At 56.2% G+C, this 25,705-nt stretch carries 29 protein-coding genes and 2 pseudogenes; 16 read left to right on the forward strand and 15 right to left on the reverse strand.

From position 1 onward, the window contains the following. The first annotated feature begins 6 nt into the window (after positions 1-6). Together KB554_RS04180 and KB554_RS04185 are read left to right on the forward strand one after the other, a co-directional pair. Positions 7-1,146: a glycosyl hydrolase gene (locus KB554_RS04180; protein WP_211035081.1), complete on the forward strand. Its 1,140-nt coding sequence runs from the start codon at positions 7-9 to the stop codon at positions 1,144-1,146. 6 nt (positions 1,147-1,152) lie between these two features. Further along, entirely contained in the window at positions 1,153-2,286 is a 1,134-nt protein-coding gene (locus KB554_RS04185) for a glycosyl hydrolase (protein ID WP_211035082.1), read from the forward strand. A 317-nt stretch (positions 2,287-2,603) separates the two neighbouring features. Here KB554_RS04185 and clpB read toward each other — a convergent pair whose 3' ends face one another. Then, entirely contained in the window at positions 2,604-5,201 is a 2,598-nt protein-coding gene (gene clpB / locus KB554_RS04190) for an ATP-dependent chaperone ClpB (RefSeq protein WP_141428128.1), read from the reverse strand. A 194-nt stretch (positions 5,202-5,395) separates the two neighbouring features. Between clpB and dnaX the strand changes: the two genes are divergently transcribed. The 4 genes from dnaX (at position 5,396) to KB554_RS04210 (ending at position 10,469) form a co-directional block, all read left to right on the forward strand. Further along, on the forward strand, positions 5,396-7,372 hold the full coding sequence (dnaX, locus tag KB554_RS04195; RefSeq protein ID WP_211035083.1) for a DNA polymerase III subunit gamma/tau: 1,977 nt from the start codon (positions 5,396-5,398) through the stop codon (positions 7,370-7,372). Positions 7,373-7,399: 27 nt separating this feature from the next. After that, the gene (gene tyrS, locus KB554_RS04200) at positions 7,400-8,698 is read left to right on the forward strand and encodes a tyrosine--tRNA ligase (protein WP_211035084.1); all 1,299 of its coding nucleotides are present in this window, start codon (positions 7,400-7,402) and stop codon (positions 8,696-8,698) included. A gap of 3 nt (positions 8,699-8,701) precedes the next feature. Continuing rightward, positions 8,702-9,055 (forward strand): dihydroneopterin aldolase, encoded by a 354-nt coding sequence (folB, locus tag KB554_RS04205; protein WP_211035085.1) that lies wholly within the window; start codon positions 8,702-8,704, stop codon positions 9,053-9,055. A 61-nt stretch (positions 9,056-9,116) separates the two neighbouring features. Continuing rightward, entirely contained in the window at positions 9,117-10,469 is a 1,353-nt protein-coding gene (locus KB554_RS04210; protein ID WP_211035086.1) for a sodium-dependent transporter, read from the forward strand. Between the two features lie 114 nt (positions 10,470-10,583). On the opposite strand, the gene ribH is transcribed toward KB554_RS04210, so the two are convergent. The 3 genes from ribH to KB554_RS04225 all read right to left on the reverse strand — a co-directional run bounded on the left by ribH (position 10,584) and on the right by KB554_RS04225 (position 12,633). Beyond that, a complete protein-coding gene (gene ribH, locus KB554_RS04215) occupies positions 10,584-11,114 on the reverse strand; it encodes a 6,7-dimethyl-8-ribityllumazine synthase (RefSeq protein WP_141428133.1) in 531 nt (176 codons plus the stop codon). Between the two features lie 13 nt (positions 11,115-11,127). Beyond that, positions 11,128-11,811, reverse strand: coding sequence for a tetratricopeptide repeat protein (locus tag KB554_RS04220; RefSeq protein WP_211035087.1), 684 nt, complete (start codon positions 11,809-11,811; stop codon positions 11,128-11,130). Positions 11,812-12,369: 558 nt separating this feature from the next. After that, positions 12,370-12,633: a hypothetical protein gene (locus tag KB554_RS04225; RefSeq protein WP_025813562.1), complete on the reverse strand. Its 264-nt coding sequence runs from the start codon at positions 12,631-12,633 to the stop codon at positions 12,370-12,372. Positions 12,634-12,928: 295 nt separating this feature from the next. Here KB554_RS04225 and KB554_RS04230 point away from each other — a divergent pair, with 295 nt between their 5' ends. The 10 genes and pseudogenes from KB554_RS04230 to KB554_RS04275 all read left to right on the forward strand — a co-directional run bounded on the left by KB554_RS04230 (position 12,929) and on the right by KB554_RS04275 (position 17,736). After that, positions 12,929-13,144, forward strand: coding sequence for a hypothetical protein (locus KB554_RS04230; RefSeq protein WP_004348429.1), 216 nt, complete (start codon positions 12,929-12,931; stop codon positions 13,142-13,144). A gap of 11 nt (positions 13,145-13,155) precedes the next feature. After that, positions 13,156-13,377: a hypothetical protein gene (locus KB554_RS04235; protein WP_004348431.1), complete on the forward strand. Its 222-nt coding sequence runs from the start codon at positions 13,156-13,158 to the stop codon at positions 13,375-13,377. A 13-nt stretch (positions 13,378-13,390) separates the two neighbouring features. Next, positions 13,391-13,807 (forward strand): PcfK-like family protein, encoded by a 417-nt coding sequence (locus KB554_RS04240; protein ID WP_007487599.1) that lies wholly within the window; start codon positions 13,391-13,393, stop codon positions 13,805-13,807. Continuing rightward, positions 13,804-15,135 (forward strand): annotated as a pseudogene (locus tag KB554_RS04245) (PcfJ domain-containing protein). Before KB554_RS04240 ends, KB554_RS04245 begins: the two are co-directional and overlap by 4 nt. Before the next feature lie 24 nt (positions 15,136-15,159). Beyond that, positions 15,160-15,417: a hypothetical protein gene (locus KB554_RS04250; RefSeq protein ID WP_007487603.1), complete on the forward strand. Its 258-nt coding sequence runs from the start codon at positions 15,160-15,162 to the stop codon at positions 15,415-15,417. A 19-nt stretch (positions 15,418-15,436) separates the two neighbouring features. Then, positions 15,437-15,667 carry a DUF3873 domain-containing protein gene (locus tag KB554_RS04255; RefSeq protein ID WP_007487606.1) on the forward strand — a complete coding sequence of 77 codons (231 nt, stop codon included), beginning with the start codon at positions 15,437-15,439 and terminating at the stop codon, positions 15,665-15,667. Then, complete coding sequence (locus tag KB554_RS04260) at positions 15,664-15,909, forward strand: hypothetical protein (RefSeq protein ID WP_004348437.1); 246 nt, start codon at positions 15,664-15,666, stop codon at positions 15,907-15,909. Before KB554_RS04255 ends, KB554_RS04260 begins: the two co-directional genes overlap by 4 nt. A 52-nt stretch (positions 15,910-15,961) precedes the next feature. Next, positions 15,962-16,270 (forward strand): hypothetical protein, encoded by a 309-nt coding sequence (locus KB554_RS04265; protein ID WP_004348438.1) that lies wholly within the window; start codon positions 15,962-15,964, stop codon positions 16,268-16,270. A 159-nt stretch (positions 16,271-16,429) separates the two neighbouring features. Next, positions 16,430-17,500, forward strand: a complete 1,071-nt coding sequence (locus KB554_RS04270; RefSeq protein WP_004348439.1) for a hypothetical protein — start codon at positions 16,430-16,432, stop codon at positions 17,498-17,500. A 23-nt stretch (positions 17,501-17,523) separates the two neighbouring features. Next, positions 17,524-17,736, forward strand: coding sequence for a hypothetical protein (locus KB554_RS04275; protein ID WP_007487609.1), 213 nt, complete (start codon positions 17,524-17,526; stop codon positions 17,734-17,736). A 61-nt stretch (positions 17,737-17,797) separates the two neighbouring features. On the opposite strand, the gene KB554_RS04280 is transcribed toward KB554_RS04275, so the two are convergent. From KB554_RS04280 to KB554_RS04330, 11 genes and pseudogenes are all read right to left on the reverse strand, one after another. Then, on the reverse strand, positions 17,798-18,325 hold the full coding sequence (locus KB554_RS04280; RefSeq protein ID WP_004348440.1) for a lysozyme: 528 nt from the start codon (positions 18,323-18,325) through the stop codon (positions 17,798-17,800). Continuing rightward, positions 18,322-18,825, reverse strand: a complete 504-nt coding sequence (locus KB554_RS04285) for a DUF3872 domain-containing protein (protein ID WP_004348441.1) — start codon at positions 18,823-18,825, stop codon at positions 18,322-18,324. Before KB554_RS04285 ends, KB554_RS04280 begins: the two co-directional genes overlap by 4 nt. Further along, positions 18,822-19,723 (reverse strand): annotated as a pseudogene (locus tag KB554_RS04290) (toprim domain-containing protein). The gene KB554_RS04285 and the pseudogene KB554_RS04290 overlap by 4 nt, the downstream one beginning before the upstream one ends. A 7-nt stretch (positions 19,724-19,730) precedes the next feature. After that, a complete protein-coding gene (locus KB554_RS04295) occupies positions 19,731-20,306 on the reverse strand; it encodes a conjugal transfer protein TraO (protein ID WP_004348443.1) in 576 nt (191 codons plus the stop codon). A gap of 2 nt (positions 20,307-20,308) precedes the next feature. Further along, complete coding sequence (gene traN / locus KB554_RS04300; RefSeq protein ID WP_004348444.1) at positions 20,309-21,298, reverse strand: conjugative transposon protein TraN; 990 nt, start codon at positions 21,296-21,298, stop codon at positions 20,309-20,311. 48 nt (positions 21,299-21,346) lie between these two features. Next, entirely contained in the window at positions 21,347-22,693 is a 1,347-nt protein-coding gene (gene traM, locus KB554_RS04305) for a conjugative transposon protein TraM (RefSeq protein ID WP_004348445.1), read from the reverse strand. After that, on the reverse strand, positions 22,674-22,961 hold the full coding sequence (locus tag KB554_RS04310) for a TraL conjugative transposon family protein (protein WP_004348446.1): 288 nt from the start codon (positions 22,959-22,961) through the stop codon (positions 22,674-22,676). The genes traM and KB554_RS04310 overlap by 20 nt, the downstream gene beginning before the upstream one ends. Positions 22,962-23,000: 39 nt before the next feature. Next, positions 23,001-23,624 (reverse strand): conjugative transposon protein TraK, encoded by a 624-nt coding sequence (gene traK / locus KB554_RS04315; RefSeq protein ID WP_004348447.1) that lies wholly within the window; start codon positions 23,622-23,624, stop codon positions 23,001-23,003. Between the two features lie 31 nt (positions 23,625-23,655). Then, entirely contained in the window at positions 23,656-24,660 is a 1,005-nt protein-coding gene (gene traJ, locus KB554_RS04320) for a conjugative transposon protein TraJ (protein ID WP_002560977.1), read from the reverse strand. A 4-nt stretch (positions 24,661-24,664) separates the two neighbouring features. Further along, complete coding sequence (locus KB554_RS04325; RefSeq protein WP_002560978.1) at positions 24,665-25,294, reverse strand: DUF4141 domain-containing protein; 630 nt, start codon at positions 25,292-25,294, stop codon at positions 24,665-24,667. A gap of 23 nt (positions 25,295-25,317) precedes the next feature. Further along, complete coding sequence (locus tag KB554_RS04330) at positions 25,318-25,698, reverse strand: DUF3876 domain-containing protein (protein ID WP_004348448.1); 381 nt, start codon at positions 25,696-25,698, stop codon at positions 25,318-25,320. Between the last annotated feature and the right edge of the window lie 7 nt (positions 25,699-25,705).

A 25,705-nucleotide genomic window follows, 5' to 3' on the forward strand; every position in this document is an offset into this window, starting at 1 on the left:
TTGCTTATGAAAAGACTTCTGCTGTTGGGGCTTTGCCTCCTGCTCTGTCCGACCGGATACGCTTCCGGCAAAGGGAAACGCCTCAAAGCTCCCGAAAAGACAATTCTGAAGATGGTCGATCCCGATGCGACCCCCGAAACCAAAGCGCTCTACGCCAATCTGTGGTGTATCGGACTGGACGGCATCATGTTCGGCCACCACGACTACCCGTCGTACGGTATCGGCTGGAAGGGCGACAAGGACCGCTCCGATGTCAAGGATATCGTCGGATCGCATCCGGCCGTTTACAGCCTGGACATGGCCGGAATCGACGACACCAAGATCCGCCATATCCAGGAGGCCTACAAGCGGGGCGGCGTCTGCATGCTCGTCTGGCACCAAAGCAATCCGCTGACGGAAGGTCCGGGAAAGAAATATCCCGTCGGTACGGCCTGGGACAACACCAAGGTCGTCGATCGGATTCTCCGGGAGGGTTCGCCCATGAACCTCAAATACAAGGCCCGGCTGGACGATGTAGCCGAAGCGTTCCGCAAGATGGTCGATGAAAAGGGCCGCCCCATTCCCGTCATCTTCCGCCCGCTGCACGAACATACCCAGACCTGGAACTGGTGGGGACGTTCCGCTACGACGGACAGGGAGTTCATCGCCTTCTGGCGCTTCATCGTCAGCTACCTGCGAGATACGAAGAACGTGCATAACGTCATCTACGCCATCTCGCCGCAGATGGATGCCGTCTATGACGATCCCGTCGGACGCATCCTGTTCCGCTGGCCGGGCGACCAATGGGTCGATTTCATCGGCATGGATTGCTATCACGGCCGCAACACCGCGGCCTTCGAGTCGAACGTGCAGGCAATGGTCGAAGTGCGCGGACTCAGGCACAAACCCGTCGGCATCACCGAAACGGGGCTCGAAAACGACCACAAAGCCGACTATTGGACACAGGATGTGCTGCGCGTGCTGCGCGGCGAACCATGCGCGATGGTCGTGGCATGGCGCAACGACAATCCCCGGCACGCCTACGGCCCCTATCCGTCGGATGCGTCGGCCGAAGACTTCAAACTGTTCGATGCCGACGAGTGGACCCTTTTGGAGCGCGATCTGCCCGACATGTATTCCATGCCCAAGAACGTCACCGTAAAATAACCGGCCATGAAACGTCTGATAACCGCCCTGATGACGGCCGCCCTGCTGTACGGCTGCACATCGGGACGCCGAACCATCGCTCCGGTCAATCCGGAAGCCTCGCCCGAAGCGCGCCAGCTTCTCGAATTCCTCTACTCGATCCGCGGCAAATACACGCTCGCCGGACAGCACAATTTCATCAGCGATCCCTGCCGCTACGATTCCGTGGTCTATTCCGTCACGGGCAAACGGCCCGTTGTCTGGGGCAGCGATTTCAGCTTCAACGCGCTCGGCGGGAACATCGCGGATTATCACCACTGCGGACCGATGAACCTGACCTCGCCCTGGGGCGAGTGCCGGATCAACGGCCTCTCGACCGAAACTTTGCGACAGAACCTGGTCGATGAAATCAAGCAACGCCATGCCGAAGGGCGCATCATCACGCTGATGTGGCACTGCTGCTTCCCGTCAGAATGCAACGACTGCGACGGGGCTTCGATCTGGACTTGGCAGAACCGCCCGTCGAACGAGGTTTGGAAAGAACTCACGACCGAAGGGACACGACTCAATACGCAGTGGAAAAAACAGATGGACACCGTTATACCCTATCTCGAACAACTGCGTGATGCAGGCATCCCGATCCTTTGGCGCCCGTATCACGAAATGAACGGCGTCTGGTTCTGGTGGTGCAACAAGCCGGGCGAGAACGGCTTCAAGAAATTGTGGATCATGACCTACAATTATTTCACCAAAGTCCACAAGCTCAACAACCTGCTGTGGGTTTGGAACACCAACGCCCCGCGCGACAAGAAAGGGGACGAAGCCGGGCCCTATGCCGACTTCTATCCCGGTCCGGAGTATGTCGATGTGCTGGCCGCCGATGTCTATCACCGCGATTACAAACAGTCGCATCATGACGATCTGCAAGCCCTGGCGGGCGATAAGCTGCTTGCGCTGGGCGAAGTCGGGCAGTTGCCGGATCCGGACTCCTACCACAGTCAGCCCAACTGGTCCTGGTTTATGGTATGGGGCTATTTCATCAACAGCCAGAAAACCGACAGCCTCCCGTCCGAGACGGCCGTCCGGCGGATCTACGACGATCCCCGGACACTGACGCTCGACGAAATCGACTTCTCGGACGGAAAATACCGCCTCAAATAAAACAGCCGCGAAAAAGAGTGCCGGATCGATCCGGCACTCTTCCGGCAACGCCTCGCGCGAAGCCGTCCGGAGGACAGCCTGTCGCCGGCTCCTCCGGCAGCCATTCGCGGGCCGCCCGGCCGCAGCGTTTCGGCGGGCATGCGGCGGAGCCGCCTCCCGAAAAAGAATCCTGCCTCCCAGGGCGGTGCGGGGAACGACATCGGCAATCCGGATCATAGCCTCACTCAAAAAAAACGGCGCTGTACCCTTTTCGGGTACAGCGCCGTCCGAGAAAGGCGGACACCGGACACGGCACTCCGCTCCCCAACGGGTCCGCGTCAGTTGGCGAAAGTCAGTCCCTCGTCCGTGGCGTCGATCGCGATCGGTTTCGACCGGTCCACGTCGCCCGCCAGAATCCGCTTCGACAGGTCGTTCACCACGTAACGCTGGATCGTCCGCTTCACGGGACGTGCGCCGTAGAGCGGATCGTAACCCGCCGAGGCGATCCACTCGCGCGCCTTGTCGCTGTACTCCAGCCGGATGCCGTTCTCGGCGAGCATCCGTCGCACGATTCCCAACTGGATGTCCACGATGCGTTCGATCTCCCTGCGGGTCAGCGGCTCGAACATCACGATCTCGTCGATACGGTTCAGGAACTCGGGTTTCAGTTGTTGTTTCAGCAGGTCGATCACCTCGCGGCGTGTCCGCTCCACCACCTCCGACGGCAGCTTTTTGCCGTCGAACGCCTCGGCGAAGTTCTCCTGAATCACCTGCGACCCCATGTTCGAGGTCATGATGATGATCGTATTGCGGAAATCCACCGTGCGGCCCTTGTTGTCCGTCAGACGCCCGTCGTCGAGCACCTGCAACAGGATGTTGAACACGTCGGGATGCGCCTTCTCGATCTCGTCGAGCAGCACGACCGAGTAGGGCTTGCGGCGCACGGCCTCGGTGAGCTGGCCGCCCTCGTCGTATCCGACGTATCCCGGAGGCGCGCCGACCAGCCGCGAGACGCTGTGCCGCTCCTGATACTCGCTCATGTCGATACGCGTCATCATCTGGTCGTCGTTGAAGAGGAATTCCGCGAGCGCCTTCGCCAGTTCGGTCTTGCCCACGCCCGTCGTACCGAGGAAGATGAACGATCCGATCGGCTTGCGGGGATCGTTCAGCCCGGCGCGCGAACGGCGCACGGCATCCGAAATGGCCGCTATGGCCTGTTCCTGCCCGACGACGCGCTTGTGCAGCTCCTCCTCCATGTGCAGGAGCTTCTCGCGCTCCGAGGCGAGCATCCGCTGCACGGGAATCCCCGTCCAGCGCGATACGACCTCGGCCACGTCCTGCGCATCGACCTCCTCCTTGATCATCGACCCGCCGGCCGATGCGAGGCGGTACTCCTCCTGAAAGGCGGCGATCTCCTTCTCGGCCTCCTGAATCTTGCCGTAGCGGATTTCGGCCACCCTGCCGTAGTCGCCCTGCCGCTCGGCCTGCTGCGCCTCGACCTTCAGCCGTTCGATCCGGTCCTTGTTGGTCTGTATCTTCTTCAGCAGATCGCGCTGCCCCTGCCATTTGGCGCGCATTTCGGCGTCCCTGGCCTTCAGCTCCTCGATCTCCCTGGTCAGTTGTCCGATGCGCTCCTCGTCCTTCTCGCGGCGGATCGCCTCGCGCTCGATCTCGAGCTGCCGCACGCGGCGGTCCAGCGTGTCGATCTCCTCGGGCACGGAGTTCATCTCCAGACGCAGCCGCGAAGCGGCCTCGTCCACCAGGTCGATGGCCTTGTCGGGCAGGAAGCGCGAGGTGATGTAGCGCGTCGAAAGCTCCACGGCGGCTACGATCGCCTCGTCCTTGATCCGCACCTGGTGGTGGTTCTCGTAGCGCTCCTTCAGGCCGCGGAGGATCGATATGGCGTCCTCCTGCGTCGGCTCATCGACCATCACCTTCTGGAAACGGCGTTCGAGGGCCTTGTCCTGCTCGAAGTACTTCTGGAACTCGTCGAGCGTCGTGGCGCCGATGGTCCGCAGCTCGCCGCGCGCGAGGGCCGGCTTGAGGATGTTCGCGGCATCCATCGCCCCCGACGACTTGCCGGCGCCGACCAGCGTATGTATCTCGTCGATGAAGAGCAGGATCTCGCCGTCGCTGGCCGTAACCTCCTGCACCACGGCCTTCAGCCGCTCCTCGAACTCGCCCTGATACTTGGCGCCTGCGATCAGCGCGCCCATGTCGAGCGAGTAGATGACCTTCGATTTCAGGTTCTCGGGCACGTCGCCGTCGATGATCCGCCGGGCGATGCCTTCGGCGATGGCCGTCTTGCCGACGCCCGCCTCGCCCACGAGGATCGGGTTGTTCTTCGTGCGCCGCGAAAGGATTTGCAGCACGCGGCGGATCTCCTCGTCGCGCCCGATGACCGGGTCGAGTTTTCCCGAGCGCGCCTGCTCGTTCAGGTTGATGGCATACTTGCCCAGCGCGTCGAACTCCTGCGACGAGGTCTGCGAATCGACCGTGGCCCCCTTGCGGAAGGTGCGGATCGCCTCGACGAGCTCCTTCTCCGTCGCTCCGGCCCGCTTGAGCAGGTCGGCGGCCGCACCGCGCTCGGCCACCAGGCCCAGCAACAGGTGCTCGACCGAGGCATACTTGTCGCCGAAGGTCTTCGTGAAATCCACGGCGCGCTGCACGACGCGCGAAGCGTCCTGCGAGAAGAACTGCTCGCCGCCCCCTTCGACCCGCGGCAGCGACGCCACGGCACGGGCGGCCTCCTCGCGCAGGCCGCGCACGTTCACGCCGACGCGTCCCAGAAGGAACGCCCCGAGCGAATCGTCCTCGCGGACGAGGACGCTCAGCAGATGGAGCGGCTCGACAGCCTGCTGTCCGCGCTCCCGGGCCAGGGCAAGCGCCGCTTGCAGCGCCTCCTGCGCCTTGATGGTTAATGTGTTGATGTTCATATCCGTTTGTGTTTATTCGTTTCGTGTTTCATTCCTTCGTTCAGCAAAACGCCTGCCAACCTCCGCCGTCGGCCATCGTGTCATGTTTTGTCACCCAATGGCACGGCCGTCTGACACGGAACCGCCAAATTGGCGAAAAAAGGAGTCCTCCTCCGCTCCGGAATATTATAATTATTTCCTACCTTTGCAAAATCATGAGTGATTTCATCGTCAGCGCACGCAAATACCGCCCGGCGACGTTCCGTTCGGTCGTCGGGCAGAAGCATATCACCTCGACGCTCCAGAACGCCATCGAGCGCGGTCAGCTGGCCCACGCCTACCTCTTCTGCGGCCCCCGCGGCGTAGGCAAGACCACCTGCGCCCGCATCTTCGCCAAGGCGATCAACTGCCTCGCGCCCCACGGCGCCGAGGCGTGCAACGAGTGCGAATCGTGCCGCTCGTTCAACGAGGGAAGGTCGCTCAACATCCACGAGCTGGACGCCGCGTCGAACAACTCCGTGGAGGATATCCGCACGCTCATCGAGCAGGTGCGCATCATCCCGCAGGTGGGCCGCTACTCGGTGTTCATCATCGACGAGGTCCACATGCTCTCGGCCGCGGCCTTCAACGCCTTCCTCAAGACGCTCGAAGAGCCGCCCGCACACGCGATCTTCATCCTCGCCACCACCGAGAAACACAAGATCATCCCCACGATCCTCTCGCGCTGCCAGATTTACGACTTCAACCGCATCCGTGTCGAGGATTCGGTGGAATACCTCCGCTACATCGCATCCGAGGAGGGCGTCGCCGCCGACGAGGAGTCGCTCAACCTCATCGCGCAGAAAGCCGACGGCGGCATGCGCGACGCCCTCTCCATGTTCGACAAGGCCGTGTCGTTCTGCGGCACGACGCTCGACTACCGCAACGTGGCCCAAACGCTGAACGTGCTCGACTACGACACCTATTTCGGCGTGACGGAGATGCTTCTGCGGGGCGACTACGCCGAGGCGCTCGTCACCTTCGACGCGGTGCTTTCGAAAGGCTTCTCGGGCCAGACCTTCATGGCCGGCCTGAACCGCCACATGCGCGACCTGCTGATGGCCGAACGCCCCGAAACGCTGCGGCTGATCGAAATGACCGGCACGCTGCTGGAACGATACCGGACGCAGGCGGGCGCCTGCAGTGTCGAGTTCCTGTTCGGTGCGATCTCCGTGCTGACGGAGCTCGACGGGAAAATCCGGCAGTCGTCCAACCAACGGCTGCTCGTGGAGCTGGGACTGATGAAGATCGCCGGTCTCGGCCAAAAAAAAAATGATCTCCTGACCCCATCCGGGGAGTATCCGCTCCCCGAACTGACGCCCCGCACGGCAGCCCCGGCGGCCCGCGCGGAAACGCAACCCGCGCCCCCGCCCCCTGCCTCCGGCACGGAAGGCGCGGCTAACGCCGCAAGGCTCCGGCCGGAACCCGCCCCGGCGGCGGAAGGCCCGCATCCCGAACCTTCGGGCCGTGCGGCGCCGTCCCCGGAACCGGCTGCGGCATCCGGAATGCGTCCGGACGGAAACGTTCCGCCCGCGGCAGCTCCCGCGACGGCATCCGGAACGGCCCCGGCGACACGCCCTGGCCCGGCCGCACCGATCGGCACGGAGGTTCCGGCGGCGGACACCCGTCCCGCGGCAGCTCCGCAACCGGTCCCGCAACCCGAGGCAAGGCCCGCAGGGACGGCCCGGCGGCCGCTGATCTCCGGAACGTCGCTCTCGGACCTGCTGGCCTCGGCCGGCAATCCGGCGACGCAGTCCGAAAAGACGCAGGACCCCGAACCGGCCGCCGCAACGGTCGATCCGGAGTGCGCGGCGAAACTGGAACGGACGCGGGAACGCATCCTGGCGCTGATCCGCGAACGGCGGCCGCGCTTCGTCCCGGCCTTCGAGCAGATGCTCTTCCGCGGCGACACGATCGCGGTGAGCGTCCCGACGACGGAGCTGCGCGACGAAATCCTGCGCAGCAAGACCGGAATGCTCATGCGGATCGCCGAGCTGGCCGGAGTGACGGGACGGATCGAGCTGGAGATCACGGTCAATGAACAGATACGGGCCGCGCGCCCGATCAGACTCGAGGACCGGGTGAAGTACATCACGGAGAAAAACCCGCTGGTGGCGGAACTCCGGAAAGCCCTGGACCTGGAGGTGGAATAAAACGAAGAAAAGCACCAAAGAAATAAAATGGCAATCAAGAATTTCATCGAAGAACTCGAATGGCGCGGCATGATCCACACGATCATGCCCGGCGCGAAGGAACAACTCGAAAAGGAGATGACGACGGCCTACCTGGGCATCGACCCCACGGCCGACTCGCTGCATATCGGCCACCTGGTAGGCGTGATGATTCTCAAGCATTTCCAGATGTGCGGCCACCGTCCGCTGGCCCTCGTGGGCGGCGCGACGGGCATGATCGGCGACCCCTCGGGCAAGTCGCAGGAGCGCAACCTGCTCGACGAGCGGACCCTCCGGCACAACCAGGAGGCGATCAAGCGGCAACTGGCCAAACTGCTCGACTTCGACTCCGACGCCCCGAACGCCGCGCGCATGGTGAACAACTACGACTGGATGAAGGACTTCACGTTCCTCGATTTCATCCGCGACATCGGCAAGTGCATCACCGTCAATTACATGATGGCCAAGGATTCGGTCAAGAAGCGCTTCAACGGCGAAGGCGACGGCATGTCGTTCACCGAATTCACCTACCAGCTCGTGCAGGGCTACGACTTCCTGCACCTCTACCAGACGATGGGCTGCAAGATCCAGCTCGGCGGCGCCGACCAGTGGGGCAACATCACCACCGGCACGGAGCTGATCCGCCGCAAGCTGGGCCCCGAAGCCGAAGCCTTCGCCATCACCTGCCCGCTCATCACCAAGGCCGACGGTACGAAGTTCGGCAAGACCGAGAGCGGCAACGTCTGGCTCGACCCGCGCTACACGTCGCCCTACAAGTTCTACCAGTTCTGGCTCAACGTGAGCGACGAGGACGCCAAACGCTACATCAAGATCTTCACGCTGCTCGACCGGGAAACGATCGGCGCGCTCATCGCCGAGCACGACGCCGCCCCGCACCTGCGCGTGTTGCAGAAGCGCCTGGCGCAGGAGATCACCACGATGATCCACTCCCGGGAAGAGTACGAGAAGGCCGTCGAGGCCTCGGCCATCCTCTTCGGCGGCACGACCTCCGAGGCGCTGCGCCGGATAGACGAGCAGACGCTGCTGCAGGTCTTCGAGGGCGTGCCGCAGTTCCGCATCGCCCGCGCCGGACTGGGCCTGCCGTTCGTGGAGCTGGCGGCCGAAAAGACGCAGGTGTTCCCCTCGAAGGGCGAGTGCCGCAAGCTGGTGCAGGGCGGCGGCGTGTCCCTCAACAAGGAGAAGGTGACCGATCCGATGCGCGAGGTGACCGACGCAGACCTCATCGCCGGCAAATACCTCCTCGTGCAGCGCGGCAAGAAGAACTACTACCTCGTAATCGCCGAATAGGCCATGGAGTACCGCATCGCACTCGATCGCATGGAGTTCCGGGCGCTGCACGGCTGCTACGAGCTGGAACGGAAGGTGGGCAACCGCTTCACGGTCGATCTGGAACTTACGGCCCTGCTGGGCGAAGCGGCCGCGGAGGACGACGTGGAGAAGACGGTCAATTACCTCACCGTCTATCAGATCGTCCGGGAACGGATGGGACAGACGCAGCGGACCATCGAACGCGTGGCCCTGAACATCATCGAGGCGCTGTACGCCGCCTTTCCGCAACTGCGGCACGTGAAATGCACCGTCTCGAAGCTGGCGCCGCCGCTGGGCGGAAAACTCGACCGCGTGAGCGTCACGCTGGAGAGGTAACGGATACGACCGGCGGACAGGCTGCGGCCTGCCCGCCGGTTTCACACTCAAAGCAACGGACATGAAACACCATTCGCACGCCCGGGTCACGCTGGGCGGAAAACTGAGCGCCGTACTGGTCGCCGCCGGAAGTTCGGTGGGGCTGGGCAACATCTGGCGGTTTCCCTATGTGGCCGGCGACAACGGCGGAGGGGCCTTTCTGGCGATCTACATCCTCTGCGTCCTGCTGCTGGGACTGCCGCTCATGCTGGCCGAATTCACCGTGGGACGCGCCTCGCACCGCAACGCCGTGGGGGCCTTCCGGGCGCTCGATTCCCGCTGGAGCTTCCTGGGATACAACGGCGTGCTGGCGGCGTTCCTGATCCTCGGCTTTTACCTCGTGGTCTCGGGCTGGACGGCCGGCTACATGGTCCGCTCCCTCACGGGCGAACTCGCACGCCTCTCCTCCGCCGCGGAGTACGAAGCGCTGTTCGCGGAGTTCATCCGCGACCCGTGGCGGCCGCTCGTTTACACCGGACTGATCGCGCTGGCCACCCACTCCGTGATCGCGCTGGGCGTCCGGAAGGGCATCGAACGCTCGGCCAAGGTGCTCATGCCGCTGCTGTTCGTCGTCCTCATCGCCCTCTCCGTCCACTCGCTGCTGCTGCCGGGCGGCGGCGAAGGGCTGCGTTTCTTCTTCCGGCCCGACTTCTCGCAGGTCACCCCCTCGACCGTGCTCGTGGCCCTGGGACAGGCCTTCTTCTCGCTCTCGATCAGCATCGGCACGATGGTCACCTACGCCTCCTACTTCAAACCCGACACCGACCTGCGCCACACGGCGCTGAACGTCACGATCCTCGACACGCTGGTCGCCGTGCTGGCCGGCGTGGTGATCTTCCCGGCGGTCTTCAGCGTCGGAATCGCCCCCTCGTCGGGACCTTCGCTGGTCTTCATCACCCTGCCGGGCATCTTCAACGGCATGCCGCTGAGCATGGTCTGGTCGTCGGTGTTCTTCCTGCTGCTCATCGTGGCGGCCCTCACCTCGACCATCTCGCTGCACGAGGTCGTCACGGCCTACCTGCACGAAGAGTGGCACCTGAGCCGCCGCGCGGCGGCGTGGACCACCACCCTCTCGACCGGGGCGTTAGGAGCCGTGGCTTCGCTCTCGATGGGGGTGCTGGGCGGCTGGACGATCTGCGGTCTGAATATCTTCGACTCGCTCGACTACCTCACGGCCAACATCATGCTCCCCGTGGGCGGACTGCTCACCTGCCTGTTCGTGGGCTGGCGGCTCGACCGGCAGGTGCTCCGCGCGCAGCTCACCAACGACGGTGTCCTGCCCTTCCGCATCTACCGGCTCTTTCTGGTGTTGCTGCGCTACTTCTGCCCGGTGATCCTGCTGCTCGTCTTCCTCGACAACCTGGGTGTCTTCTAAAGCGGGGAACAGTCCCCGCGGCAGACGCGGCGGGGACACAGAACACTCCCGGAAAGGCACAAAAAAAAGGTACGGCCCCGAAAAGCCGTACCTTTTTCTTCTCCTCCCGCAGCGTCAGTTGATGTTCCGCCGGTCGGGTTCGTGGTCGGGCGAAGCCGCCTCCATGTCGATCTGCAACTTGACCATGTTGATGGCCGTCGCCGCCGCCTCGTCGCCCTTGTTGCCGTGGCGGCCGCCGCAGCGGTCCAGTGCCTGCTGCATGTCGTTCACGGTCAGCACGCCGAACGCGATCGGCATGTTCCACTGGATCTGCAGTTGCGTGATGCCCTGCGTCACGCCCTGACAGATGAAGTCGAAGTGCCGCGTATCGCCCTGAATGACGCATCCGAGCGCGATCACGGCGTCCACGTCGGTATATTCCGCGAAGAACTGCGCACCGAGCGACAGCTCGAACGTACCGGGGACATACTTGATCTGAATGTTCATGTCGGGGCATCCGGCGGCGCGCAGCGTGCGCACGGCACCTTCCAGCAACGCCTCCGTCACCTCCCGGTTCCACTCGGCCACGACGATTCCGAACCGCATGTCCGCAGCCGACGGCAGCGGCGAATCGAATTTGGAAAGGTTATGGTTTCTGGTCGCCATCTCGCCGCACTCCTTATTTAGCGCTTCCGAGCAGCTTCTCGGCCTCGCGGGCCTCCATCGAAGCGGGATACGTGTCGAGAATCTGCTGGTAGAATCCGGCGGCGGCCGCAGCGTCGCCCTGAGCCTGCGCCGCCAGTCCGGCCTTACGCAGGTACATCGGGGCGGTCAGGTTGTTGTCGGCGGCCTTCACGGCCTTGCGGTAGAAATCCACGGCCTTGGCGTAGTCCTGCCGCTCGACGGCCACATCGCCCTGCAACCCGTAGTTCTGGGCATTGATGAGCGCACCGGGCAGTCCCTTGACAGGCGAATACTTCGCCAGACAGGCGGCGGCATTCTCCAGATCGCCCGTACGCAGGTAGCAGATGCCGGCGTAGTGCCTGGCCAGATTGCCCGAGGGGGTCGAACCGTACTGCTCGATCACGTCGAGGAACCCGGCGCCGTTGGCATCGCCCTGCAACGCCAACTCGAAGTCGGGATTCTCCGCCTCGAAACGCGACTGCGCCTCGGCGATCATCTCCGCGGCCTTCTCGGCGCGCGGCGCCACGATCAGCGCCCGGTAGCCGTAAACCAACGCGGCGAGAACCAGCAGCCCCAGAAAAACGTAGGTGAGCTTGCGCCCGTTCTTTTCGAAAAAGAGTTCCGTTCTGTTCATTGCCTCGCCGAGGCTTTCCGGCTCGGCGACGTTCTGCTTCGTCATAGATCCAAACGTATTTTTTAGTTTATAATTTGCACGGTAGGCAGCAAAGATACAAAACTATTCACAATGTGCAATGTCGTGTCCGGATTTTTTGTACTTTTGTACCTAGAAGTTACGAAAAGAGTGTAATTTATTGGAAATGAGCGTAGGTTAATTGCTCTTGATAGTAATAGGTTACGATTTAGTTAGTTATCTACTGCATTATCTTTCTGCGCATTGCGTAACCTTCAAAGAACTCTTCCTATGCAAAAGTAGCTATTTAATTCGAGATTTTGATATAAACTCCCGTTTTTTATCCCCTCATTCATAAGATTTTTCCGTAAAAGCGGTTTTGTTTGTCGGAACACCATTGCCAAAAACGAGTTTTGAACAATCGTGTGCCGACTACCGCATAGCCGGAGAAAAGGGCATTGCCTCACGCCTAAACGATGTTTAGACTGATGACGCAATGCCCCTTTCTTTTGCGTCTATGCCAAGAGGTGCTTTTACGGGCTACCAGATGATTTTTCTTTTTTTGCTGTCCCTTTTGCCGGAAGCGGAAAGTGAATGCAGAGTGTGTCAGCCTGCCTCATGAATGAAACAGGCGGTCACACACAGCCGGACAAACCGGGAAGAATGATTGTTGCCGCCCGGCTGGACAAGTTCCGTCGGAACGGAAACAATCATACTTCCTTTGTCGTGGTTTGCCCTTTTCACGCTTCCGGTGATGTCTTTTTCTTTCAGACGGTTTCCTCTTTTTACGGATTTTCCCCTAAAGTTTTTTCTACCTAATCTGCCTCTGTTTTCGTTTACCTCCATTTTGCGCCTTTCAGTAAGCCGCATCAGTCAGTCATTTTCGTTCTGGGCGCAAAGGTAATTCCGGGATTGGACGGGAAAGCAAGGTCAAGCCTCCTGTTTTCTGCGGAAATCTCCAGCCCTTCGGGTAGTATTTCCCCGAAAAACCTTGCATTCCCTAATCCCTACCTTTTCAAGCACCCGAAACGAAAACGACCGATGCGACAGAAAGACGCATAAAAAAAATGTCGGATAAACGAGAGGCAGATAAGATAGTTTGAAACTCAACTCCCTCAGCTCTTGAATCCGCATAAAAAACAAAAAAATTAAAAACAGCGAAGATATGACAGCAACGGCAAATTTCAGACAAGTGGCGCAATACATCGGGTTGGCGATATGCGGCTTGATGATGCGCACCGCCTTCGGGGTGTTCGGCATCCTTTGGGGCATCATCAGAGAGATTGTAAACGGAGTGTTCCGAGTGGCGATAGGTGTAATCGTGGCTATCCTTTCCACCATTGCCTACTTCGGCTTCATCCTTTGGTCATTAACTCTTTAACCCTTACCGACATGACAAAGAGAAACAGCAAGACGGTAGCGCAGCAGTGCAGATATTACGAGGTGGACAACATCTTCGTGTATATGGTGGAAACGTACATCAACGGCAATTTTGAAACGTTCCGAAGATTGTACCACGAACTAAACAAAGACGCACGGAGGGACTTCATGGACTTCCTTCTCAGCGAGGTAGAGCCGACCTATTGGAGAGAGATACTTAAACAGACAATCTAAAAACGACAGCGATATGAAAGGAACAGACCATTTCAAAAGAACGATACAAATGTATCTGGAACAGCGGGCGGAGGAAGATACGCTCTTTGCGAAGAAGTACCGCAACCCTGCCAAGAACATAGACGAGTGCGTGACCCACATTCTGAACCATGTGCAGAAAAGTGGTTGCAACGGCTTCACGGACGGAGAGATATTCGGGCAAGCCATCCACTACTATGAGGAAAACGAGATAGAGGTGGGCAAACCTATGAACTGCCAAGTGGTGGTGAACCATGTTGTGGAACTCACGGAAGAGGAAAAGGCGGAGGCACGTCAGAATGCAGTCCGCAGATACCAAGAGGAGGAACTCCGCAAGTTGCAGAACCGCAACAGACCGTCAGCGAGAAAAGAAAACCACCCCCAACCCTCATTATTTGATTTAGGCTTATGAAACCGAAGACCAAGATACAGAAAGAGGTGGCAAGACTTTCAGCCAACCTCCGCCCCATATCAACGACACAAATTGAATGGGCATACCGCCACTGCGTTGAACATATCGGCTACCGCACCAAGAAAGGGAACATTACCTGCTCCGACTGCGGTCACGAGTGGCACAGTGACAGTGGACTATGCGACACCCTTGAAGGTTGCACCTGTTCCCAATGCCATGCCAAACTCAAAGTGCAGGACACACGCAAACGTATCTACAAGGAAACGCAATATTTCAGCGTGATAACCATCTGCAAAGGCTATCAGGTAATCCGTGTGGCGCAGGTCAGATGCGAAAGCAGGAAAGGCGAGCCGATGCAATTCTACTGCCACGAGGTTGTGCAGCGTTGGATTTCACCCGACGGTAAGGTTACAGACATGGCGTTGCTCCGTGGCTTCACATTCTATTACTGCGATGTATGGGCATTGTGCAGCGCGATGGAGATAAGACCGCACAACAGCCTATACGATGATGTTGTGGCAAGAAGCTGTGCATATCCCAAAATGAGGGTATTACCTCAACTCAGACGTAACGGCTTCAAGGGCGATTTCCACGGCATTTCCCCCGTGCGTCTTTTCAAAGCCTTGCTTTCTGACCCAAGAATTGAAACCCTTATGAAAGGCGGTGAGATTGAGGTTATGAAACACTTTATTTTCAATGCCCGTACTGCCGATGAATGCTGGGCATCATATCTGATTGCCAAGCGTCACAAGTATCTGATAGACAACTTCTCCATGTGGTGCGACTATTTGCGTATGCTCAACAAACTCGGTCAAGACCTCCGCAACCCGAAGAACATCTGCCCCGAAGATTTCATGGCGGCACACGACAACGCAACCCGAAAGATTGAAACCATACACGAGAAGGAATGAGCAGAGCAACGCCGCCGCTGGGAGATTGAAAGGCGTGAGCGTGAGCAACAGCGGCAACTGCAAAGGGAAAAAGATGCGGAGGATTTCATCGCCAACAAATCCAAATTCTTCGGATTGGTAATCACGGACGAGGAAATAATCATCAAGGTGCTTGAAAGCATAGACGAGTATTACAGCGAGGGCAAGGCACAGAACATCTGCGTGTTCGGCAGTGAATACTACAAGAAAGCCGACACCCTCATACTCTCGGCAAGGATTGGCGGTGAGATAATTGAAACCGTAGAGGTGGATTTGCGGACACTCAAGGTGGTGCAGTGCCACGGCAAGTACAACCAAGACACCGAATACCACGAACGCATCATAGACCTTGTGAACAAGAACGCCAACCTTATCCGTGAGCGGATGAAAGCGGCATAGCATAAACCCTAAAACAACATTGATATGGAAGTAAGAATCGAAAGCATGATTTGTGTGTGGGATGATGCAATTCCCACGATGTTCATTGAATTTGTAAATCTCCTCACTCTCACAACGAGTGAGGAGGGATTGAGAAGGAGTGTGAAGGAGTTTGCCGAGAAGCACGAACTTGACAAGTTTTTCCTTTACGGCTTCGGCTCACACCATTTCTACCTGCATCAACGCTACACGAGCAACCCCGAAATGGTGATGAAGGACAGAGTTCTGTCAGTACATTTTTAATCATCTAAAAAGCAACATTATGGCAACACGAATGACCATCAACGGAGTAAGCACCTGTACGGAAGCAGGTACGGAGAAATATGAGCGTTTCCAATCGGGTATCGGCAGACGCAAGCGGACACTTGTGCAGTACGACTACCGCCATACGGACGGAGAACTGTTCGCTTGTGTCAAACCCACATTGGACGAGTGCCGAACCGCAAGGAACAAGTGGCTGAACGCAAAGCAGGGAAAGGAGGGCAACCGATGAACACGACCTATCAAACGCTGATAGTCAAATTCAGCGAACCTATCACGGCATTGGACGGTATCTTTGACGAAGCCCAAGCGTGGGGAACGAACACCCTCAAAGGGTGGATAGATGATTACGAAAGCACACGTTTCACCGCCACCGACAGCCATACGGCAGTCATCACGAGCGAGTATAATATGGAGTGTGTGAAAGAGTGGCTGCAACGACAGACACCCATTGCCGAGATGCGAGAATTTTGAACAAGTTGGCGGTGTCCGCACCGCCAACACTTAAAACCCTAAAACAACGGATATGATAGCACAGACGATATTACAGCAGATAGGCGGAAGACGCTTCACCGCCATGACGGGAAGCCGTGACTTCATAGATATGGGCAACGGCTTACGGATGAGCCTTGCAAGGAACAAGACAAGTGCCAACCGCCTTGACATCATCTATGATGCAGGGGCAGACCTCTACAATATGCGTTTCTACCGCAGGACATTCAGCAAAAAGACATTCGAGAGCAGAACAAAGGACATTGCCATACACGAGGGCATCTATTTTGATATGTTGGAGGAAATGTTCACGATGGTGACGGGACTTTACACACGCTTTTGAGTGGAGGGGCGGCGAGAGCCGCCCTACTTTCTTTCAGTGAGCATGATGGCGGACAAAGAAAGTAGCAAAGAAACCTTTGTTTCAATCGCTTGTTAGCGATATATAAAATATTATGAGTATCTTTGTAAAAGTATTGATACTCATAATCATAGTAATATTATGTGTGAATTAACAATAAGTCAAAAGCACATCATAACAGAACGAAATAATAGTAAAGGTGAATATCAGCCGGCGTTTATGCAGATTCGTATTCACAATTCTTTTGATGGAAACATCGATGAACTTGATGTCCCAACATTAGGAACTCTTGTTCATGAATACATCCACTTTCTTCAAAATGTATCAACTCCGTGGGGACTATATGATAGTATGGTTCGATATAATATAATGGCGGAAACATATGCTTTTGTAGAAAATGCTACATCTACTATCACTCTCCCATTAAATATTGATTATTCTCAAGGATTGAAGAATAAAATGGATATTGTAGAATGTGGAACAGGATATTGCCCACTTTCAGATACACGGAGAAATAATTTTAAAATAGATGTAAGTGAACGGATTTGCATCCATAGAAACTATAAAAAGGTAAATAATAGAAATTTACCAATAATAACATTAGATATCAGTTTTACGGATGGTTCAAAACAAACCATTGTTTTGGGTGCTAACATTATTAAGGAGAGTATGGCAGCATTGTATCAAATGCTCATAGATGAAACTGCAACTCATGAAGAATTTGACCTCCCATATAATTTAATTAAGATTATTGCAGAACAACATTTTTCTGCAATAGCATCTGATAATATAAAACTGATAACTATTTGCTATATATCTTTGTTTAGCCTTTCTCCTGCTGAAGTTCTAATAGATAACTTAGCATACGCGAATGAAAATCCGGATTTATCTGCAATAGAATTGTTTGAACGGTTCGTCAATGAAGATAAAATATACATCAAGGGAAAAGCAATGTCAGTTTGTGACTTTTTTGATACTCTTATAGACACATTCAAACAAGTCTTTTTTAAAAGTGTCCGAGTCGGAATCGATTATATTGGCGAAGTTTTGGAACGAATTCGTCCTGCCAAAGGATTTGTTCCTATCTTAACTTTGATTACTGATTACCAACCCTTATCTAAGGAACGAATTAAAACGTTAATAGATTTTTTAGGAATGCCTTATAGCTATACAGACAGTGGCGATTTTAATCCACACCTTCATCCTCAATAGATTCCGAAAAATTATCTGATGATATGTTGGCACTAATAGGGCATAATGCATTATTTTCATATTTAACGAGATTGCACAAATATGGTTATGTATGCCCATTGCATTCGTTTTGTGAAAAAGAAAAGTATGATAAAGATGAATGTTATGATGAACCTTGGAATGGGAAAATGTGCCCTATGACGATTATGGGAGATGTGATACATATTAAAGAGAAAGAAGTAAAAATTCAATTTTAACAAACCGGAAAACCTCCGATGAAGTTGTGGTTTCATCGGAGGTTCTTTTGTCTATTTACATTTATGGGATATACAACAGCGCAAACTCCGCTTTTCTCCGTTTGAGCAGCATGGCGTGGCGTTTACCCTTGTAGTTGCAGAAGGCGATATACTCACGGTAAATGTTCCTGTCGCCAGCTTCCAATTTCTTGATTAAGGTACTTTTGGGGAGTGTCTTGCTGCCTAACAGCTTCGCCGGTCCCACATTGTAAGCTAACGTGCCAAGCAAAGTCGAATCAACTCCGAATTTACGGAACATGGCGACAAATTTGCGCAGGTCTTTCCGCAAAAGTTCATCCGCGTCCCATTTTGTCATGGTTCGTGCTGAATACTTCTCGTTTGGCAAAAGTTTGTGACCCCAACCCACGTATGGATGGTGTTTTTCTGAGTGCCAGCCCTCAAAATAGCGACAGCATAAAAAAGCCCGTTCCATAAGTGGCAGACGGTAGATTGCCGCCTGCCCGTCCGTTTCCTCTTGGCGGCTGGTCCGTGCAGATACGGAACAGACCGCCAGAAGCGAACAGAGCATTATCATGAATACACGCATCATTTCAACAAGGGGCTGAAGTTGCCGATGGGAACGATGGTCAAACCGTCATCCTTTACATTCCGGTTGTTGAAGTCAAATTCCAACTCGAAGGAGTTGCCGAAGTTGTCCTCCACCACCACGATGAAGTTGTGTGCTTCTTCACCCTCCGCCGTGTAGTACAGACGGAACTTCCCGTTCTCCAGCAGGTAGCGGTCGTTGGGCAGGAAGGTGATGCCGTTGTCCATTTTCAACTTTCCTTCTCCCTCAAACTGAAAATAGCGGATAGTGTAAAGCGTGTTAGCGAAGTCGCCCTTCTTTTTCAGCTCACAGCGGATTTCCACCGTCTGCCCCTTTGTCACCTTGTTCGGCACGGGCATGACCTCCACCGTGAAGGGATAGGACTGTTGAATGTCCATGTCGTCGTCGCACGATACGAGGGTGAATGACACGGCGGCTATCAGGCATAACGCCACCGCCTTGAAGATGGATGTTCTCTTGTTTCTGTTGTTCAGTATGTTCATTGTTCTTCGATTTTTAGATGGTTGTTTTTTAATTTTTCGTTGTCAGTTGCAGGTACTTGTTCAAGTCCTTGCAACCGTCATAGAGGGAGGAACGGTCGGTGACACGCTCCCCGTATCGCCCCACAAGTGCGGCAAGCGTCCGCCGTCCGGCTTCGTCACGGTCAAGGAAACAGTCGATGCGCCCGTAGCCGTCCAGCAATCCCGCCGCCTTCTCCACGTTGGCGACGGAGTTCAGCACAAGGCAGTCAGCGTTACCGGTTACGCCAAGCGTCACCGCAGAAAGGAAGTCCATGAAGCCCTCGAACACGAGGCATTCGTCAGCCGGAATTTCTTTAGCCATTACCAAAGACATATCTTTTGGCGGGATGCAACCCTTGAAATATCGGCTTCTGACTTCATAGCCACCTGCCATGTTCGGGAAGCCGACGGCAAAATACCGTTTCCCACGAACGCCGTAGTTAAGACGGCAACAGTGACGGGATGCGATGGCGTAAGGGATGCCCCGTTCTGCCAGATACTCCGTCAGCGGTGAACGAAACAACGGAACTGCCTCCACATCCTCAAAGACGGGTTCAATCGGCTTCGGGAGATAGGCGGGTTTTTCCCATCCGGTCACCGTCATGTTGGCGGCTTCCGCTATGAACTTCGCCTGCGTCCTAAAGTCATCGCTTTGCAGAAACTCCCCGGCAAGCGTGAAGATGTCGCCGCCCTTGCCCAAACCGAAGTCGTACCAGAGCTGTTTCGCCACGTTCACACGGAAAGAGGGTGTGCGCTCGCCCCTGTACGGGGCAAGATACCACAGCTCGTTACCGCTCCTTCTAACAGGCTCATGCCCCAGCCGTGCGAGAAAATCCGCAAGCGGCATCCTTCTGACAGCATCTATTTCCGTCCTTTCCATGCCCGTGTCAGTTGATGATGAACTTGATACCGACCCCGAACTGCGTGTGAAACTTCCGCGTGTCGCCACCCCAAAGGCAACGCTCCCGCAGATTGGCAAGCAGGGCTATACGGTCTGCCACGTAGCATTCCACATCGAGCGTCAGCGCGCCGCCGTAGATGAAGGCGTCCCGGTCGTGCAGCGTGGAGCCGTCATGCAGCATTTTCTTCCCCCAATTCACAGACTCATATCCGGCGAGAGCCGAAGCCCCAGCATAGACGAACACGATTTTTCGGGCGTCCGACAGTATCTTGAAGTAATATCCGCCATCCGCCGTGAACTGCGCCACGGGTATCTTGGTGTCCTTATAGGGGTTGTTCTTCAGGAGGTATTCGCCACCGAACACCCACTTGTTCCCCTTCTTCGTGTAAGTGGAGAGTGCCGCCCCGAAACTGTACCCGCCATCCTTGCCGCCGGGATTAAAGCCATCCGCCATATCCGCCCTCACCTCGATACCCTGCATTTTCGGCAGGCATCGCTGGGCGTGCGCCTGCCCCGTGAAAAGGGCAAGCGACGCGATGATTATTGCGATGTACTTTCTCATGGTCAGCGTACTTGAAGTTCGTTGATGGTACCCGCGCGTACCAAATCCTCGTTCTCAATCACGAAGGACTGGTGACGGCCGCCGTTCTTCTCGTTCAGTTCCACCACAAGGCATTTGTCGTCGGGGATGGTGAACTTAGCCATCGTGAAGACCGTGCGTTCACTTTTCTTGCCCGGCACGAGGGTGGCGTAGTTCTGCGCTCGGAGCGGCAGGATGATCTGCTCCTGCATGGCGGTACGCTTCGCCACCTTCTTGTCCACGATTTTCCATGTGATATAGTCCACATCGAAAGGCACGTTGCTCTGGTTCTTTATCTCCGTGTGGAAATAGAGCAATCCGTTATGCGTGTAGATGCCTTTGAGAAGATACTGGATGCCGAAACGCTTGCAGCCGATATGCTTCACCTCCCGTTTGTTCTGTTTGTGGATGGACTTCATGATAAGGCGCACCAGCATCGGGCTTTCGCTGCCCAGCTCTTTCAGATAGATTTCCTGCGCGTTGTTCGGGCGGTTCACCGTGCTGCCGTCATGGATGAAGTCGCACATCTCCACGTTGAGCAACAGCGGTTCGGCGGCGTACTTCACGTTGAAGGTGTAGAAACTGCCGTCTTCCGTGATGACGGACATATTCGTTTCGTTGGGAAAATTTCTCACGGTAGCCTTCACGCGGATGACGTTCTCCGCTCCGTCGGCTTTCCCGGCAATCAGGTCGGGCGAGCCTAAATCGACATAGCGCACCTCCGCCGGAAAGATGACGTGGACAGTCTTGTCGTAGGTCACTTCCAGACCGTGCGGCGGTATCATGCGGTCGAAGGTCAGCTTGCGTGACAGCCCGTGATACAGGTCGCCGTCCGCCTCCTTCTGCGGATAGACCTCCTTTGTCAAGGTCGGCTGTTCATTACTTCCGTTGGTTGTTTCAACGGTTACATTCTCCTGCGCGTGGGCAGATGCGATGCCCATAGCGAGGGCAAACATGATGATTACTTTTCTCATTACTTTTGGATTTTTAGTGGTAAATGTTTTTTTGATTGATTATTGTTTTCAGTCCTTTTCCTGATAGAGCATAACCCTGTACCCGGCTTTCAGATGCACCTTTACGGTTCGCATTTTCTTGGCTATGTACTGGCTTGTGCCTTGTATCAGCCCCTTGCCCAAGTCGGAGGCGAGCTGCGCCCCGGCATTGGTGGAGATGTTGATGCTGCTACCCAACGAACCTCCCATGTTGGCGGCGACCTCCCTGACGGCGTTCATCTCCATCGAGTTCGGGATGAAGATGCCGGGCTGTCCGTCCGTGTCATAGACCGCAAGCTCCACGGGGATAATCGTACCGTCATATTCCAGCGAGGTAATCTCGATGTCGAGCCGTTCCCCCTGTATCTTGCCCGTGCCGACCACCACCGCATTGCGGGGGATTGTCCTGCCCGCCACCGCCATAGGCTCCAGCAGGCGAAGCCTTACTGTCTGCCCATCCGTCACGCTCTGCGCCCCATGCACACACGCCGGTATGGTGTTCCGGTCCGATACCTCTGTAGTGCCGACAGCCGTGTTGAACCCCCGGTTGCGTTCCTGCGAGAAGGTGGCGACAAACTCCGCGTTGCTCATGGGCTGTGCAAGGAAGGAAACGATTTGGCGGGTCACTTGCCTTACGGGTGTCGCCGTGTTCTTCTTTCCCTTCTGCACGGTGGAAGGCTCTGCCGCCTGTTCCGGCTTTCCTCCGTTCTGACCGCCCATGTACTTTGCCGCCAGCTCATAGGACTTCTCCATAAGTGCCACCTGTTCGTCCATAGATGAAGTCCTGCCTTTTTCGCTTTCCAGTTCCGATTCCAGCGAGGCGATGCGCTCCAACAGCTCATCCATCTCGGCATTGTCGTTCTTCGGCTGTTCGTAGAAGTTGCCGAGGGTGGCGTTCAGGTCACGGTAGGCGGCAGCGGAGGATTGGATAGTCTGCGGTGCGGCAGGCTGTGCCTTTTCCTCCTTGCCGCCCGGATTGGCGAGGTCGAAGTTCGTTCCGTCCTCCGTTCCCGCTATCTCGCGGTCGAACATGTCGCTCAACTGCCCGATGGTACGGTTGCGGCTCTCCTGACGCTCTTCCATCTCCCCATGCTCGTAGGCTTTCAACTTGTCGCCGATAATCTGCTTGTTCGCCTTGTCAGCGTCGGGCATTTCGGTGTTGTATCCGTCCGTTCCCGGCGGTTGTTCCTTGCCGGAGGACGGGGCGAATATCAGCCACATCGCCCCAATGAAGACCAGCACCATAGCGGGCAACACGATCATCTTCTGCCGTTTCAGCCGCTGAGCCTCTGTCAGCGGTTCGCGCCCCTTTTTCGGCTTTCCCGTGTCGGGAGCGGCTTTGTTCTCTTTCGTCGGTTCATTCTTCGTCTGTTCCATATGAATAAGGTGTTAAGTGATTGTCTGTTTCCACCGGGGTCGGCAGTTCCACCCGTCCGGCGTGTCCCGTTTCCATGCGTGAGCCGTCGTTTCTGCCGATGTCATAGACGGCTCTGCCGAAGGTATAGAGGGCAAGCACCGCGAAGGCGGCGAGCATCCCCAGCATGATGCGGCGGCGTGTTTCCGGCGGCAAACCGTCCAAATACCCTTTGAGCCTTGCCACCAGCCGTTTCCGTTTGTCGTGGAGCTTCCAGTATGCGCCCCACATTGTTTTTCTGATACTTTTTACTTTCCGTTTCATAATCCGTTACCGTTTGATTGTCTGTAAATCCTTGTTCTCGATGATGGTGAAGCCCTCGATGGTGAAGCCATTGGGGTTGTCGTCCGACCGCGATGCGTTCAGCAGGCGGCAGGTAGTCACGAGGCTGCGCTCGGTGACGTTGCTCTGCCGGATGATTTTCTGCGTGGCGTAAGTCACGGCACGGTAGGGATAGGCGTTGAAGTCACACACCACGCTGTCCACCTTCAACACTTGGTTGATGTTCCCGGCGATGATGCGGTTGTAGTACCCCTTCTCGGCGAAGTCCGAATAATAGTGGTACACGCTCTTGTCTGCCAGCAGCAAGGCACGTTTTACGTTGTGTTCAATCGCGCTTTTTTCAGGTGACAGCGTGAAGAAAAGCTCGTGGAAGCGGCGCACATGCTCCCGTGCCTCCGCTGGACGGTTCTGCGACAGATCCTGCGACAGCGCAAGCATCAGCGATTTGCCGTTGTCCAACACATAGATTTTCTCCCGTTGCTTCTCCGCGAAACGGTAGGAGTTCCACACGCTCCACACCGTCACCACGGCGCACAGCGAGAGGAAGACGATACCGAACAGGCGTATCTGCCTGAACGATGATTCGATGTTTTTAAGTGACTTAAATTCCATTGTTGTTTATTCGTTTTTAATTGTCAGTTGATTATTTCAGCAGTTTCCCGGCACGTCCGACCACGTTTCCTGCGGCTGCACCCGCCACGCTGCCCGCCATGCTTCCGGCTCGTCCCGCCATCTGGTTCACGTTGCGACCGTAACCGCCCATGCCTCCGGCTTGGATAATCCAGCCGGCAACGGTGGGAATGGTGAAGTAGCCGATGATGCCGATGCAGAGGAACACGATATACACCCCGTCGCTCGAATCCAGCGAGAAGTTCGGGTCTGCCTGCATCCGCTCGATGTCGCTTTGCAGCATCAGCACCTGTATCTTCGCCAGTATGGTGCTGAACATGTCCGACACCGGAAGCCACAGATAGACCTGTATGTAGCGGCATATCCACTGCGTGAGCGTGCTTTGGAAACCGTCCCATACCGACAGGGCGAAGGCTATCGGACCGAGTATCGCCAGCACCACGAGAAAGAAGGTGCGGACGGTGTCTATCACGAGGGCGGCGGCTTGGAACAGCAGTTCCAGTATCTCGCGGAAGAAGTCGCGGATGCTCTTCTTCATATTGTACATTCCCCGGTCGATATACATTCCCGCCATCGTCACCATGTCGGAGGGCGACCAGCCGAGTTCCTCCAGTTGCTTGTCAAATTCCTCGTTGGACACGAGGTAGGCGGTTTCGGGGTTGCGCACCATCGCCTCGTATTCCAGCTTGTCCTTCTGCTCCCTGTATCGGTTCATGTCCAGCGTTTCCGCCTCCAGCATCTTTGCCGTGCCCTGTACAACGGGTGAGAGGATGCTGTTTATCGTGCCCAGCACCACAGTCGGGAAGAACATGATGCACAGACCGATGGCAAAAGGACGGAGCATCGGGAATACGTCTATCGGTTCGGCTCTCGCCAGCGACTGCCATACCCGGTAGGCGACGTAGAACAGCGCACCCAGCCCGGCGATGCCTTTCGCCACACCCGCCATGTCCCCACATAGCGGCATCATCTGCTCATAAAGTGAGCGTAAAATCTGATGAAGGTTATCGAACTCCATAGGCTTACCAGTATCTTTCGTTCATGTTCCCGTACAGCCCCATGATGCGGTCGAGGTCGTTCTTTTTCTTTGCACGCAGATAACTCACGGAGATGTTCTTGTTGGTGTAATAGCTCACAAGGTTGCGGTAACGCTTCATTTTGGAGTAGCAGCGTTCCACCACGTCCATGCGCTCCTTGTCGGTCATGGAGAGCGTGGTGATGTTCACCACATTCTTCAGTTCCGTCAACACTTCGTTGCTCTCTTCCAGCAGTTTCGTGTAACCGAAAGCGATTGCCGACAGCTCTTCTGGTCTGAAATTTCCATCACGGAGCATCCTTTGGAAACTGTTTACATAAATGTCGGTGATGTCGCCTACCATCAGGATGGTCTGCTGCACCTTGCGGGCGTCCTTGACGAGATTGTTCACCGATTTGAGGGCATCGTAATACTTTTTGCCCTGCTGATAGATTTTCACCGTTTCCTGAAAGTTGCTCACCATGTTCGTGGCAGTCTTGGAGGTATGGATGATGTTTTTGGAGGCATTGATGATACCCTGCGCCAGATTGCCCGGATCGCTTACGACCCACTGTGCGCTTGCCCTGCCTGCGAAAAGCAGGCACAGGCAGATAATCATTGTTATTCTTGTTCTCATGTTACTTTGGATTTTAGTGGTTGTTATTCTTCTGTCGGGTGTCCCGGCTGCGGTTTCACCCGCACATAGTCGCCGCCCGGCGAGAAGGTCAGCACGTCCGTGGCCTCGTTGTAGGACACGTCGATGCGGAAGCCGGTGTTCATGAACAGGTTGCCGTTTTCCTCCTGCAAGAGATAGGTTTCCGGTTTCAGCTTGCGGCGCAGACCGCTCCGGCGGAACACCGTCACCTTGTAGGCTTCGCCCTCCTTGTAGATAAGCACATCGGGCTTCCCCTCCACGCTCTCCCAGTTCCCGCACAGCATATCACGGAGGTTGTCGGCCACGTCGCAGGATTGCAGCATCATGACCGCCAATCCGATCAGACACTTGCTGACTTGCAGCATTTTCACTGTCTGTAAATTCATACGCATT

Source organism: Alistipes sp. Marseille-P2263, from assembly GCF_018101075.1.
GTDB lineage: Bacteria > Bacteroidota > Bacteroidia > Bacteroidales > Rikenellaceae > Alistipes > Alistipes dispar.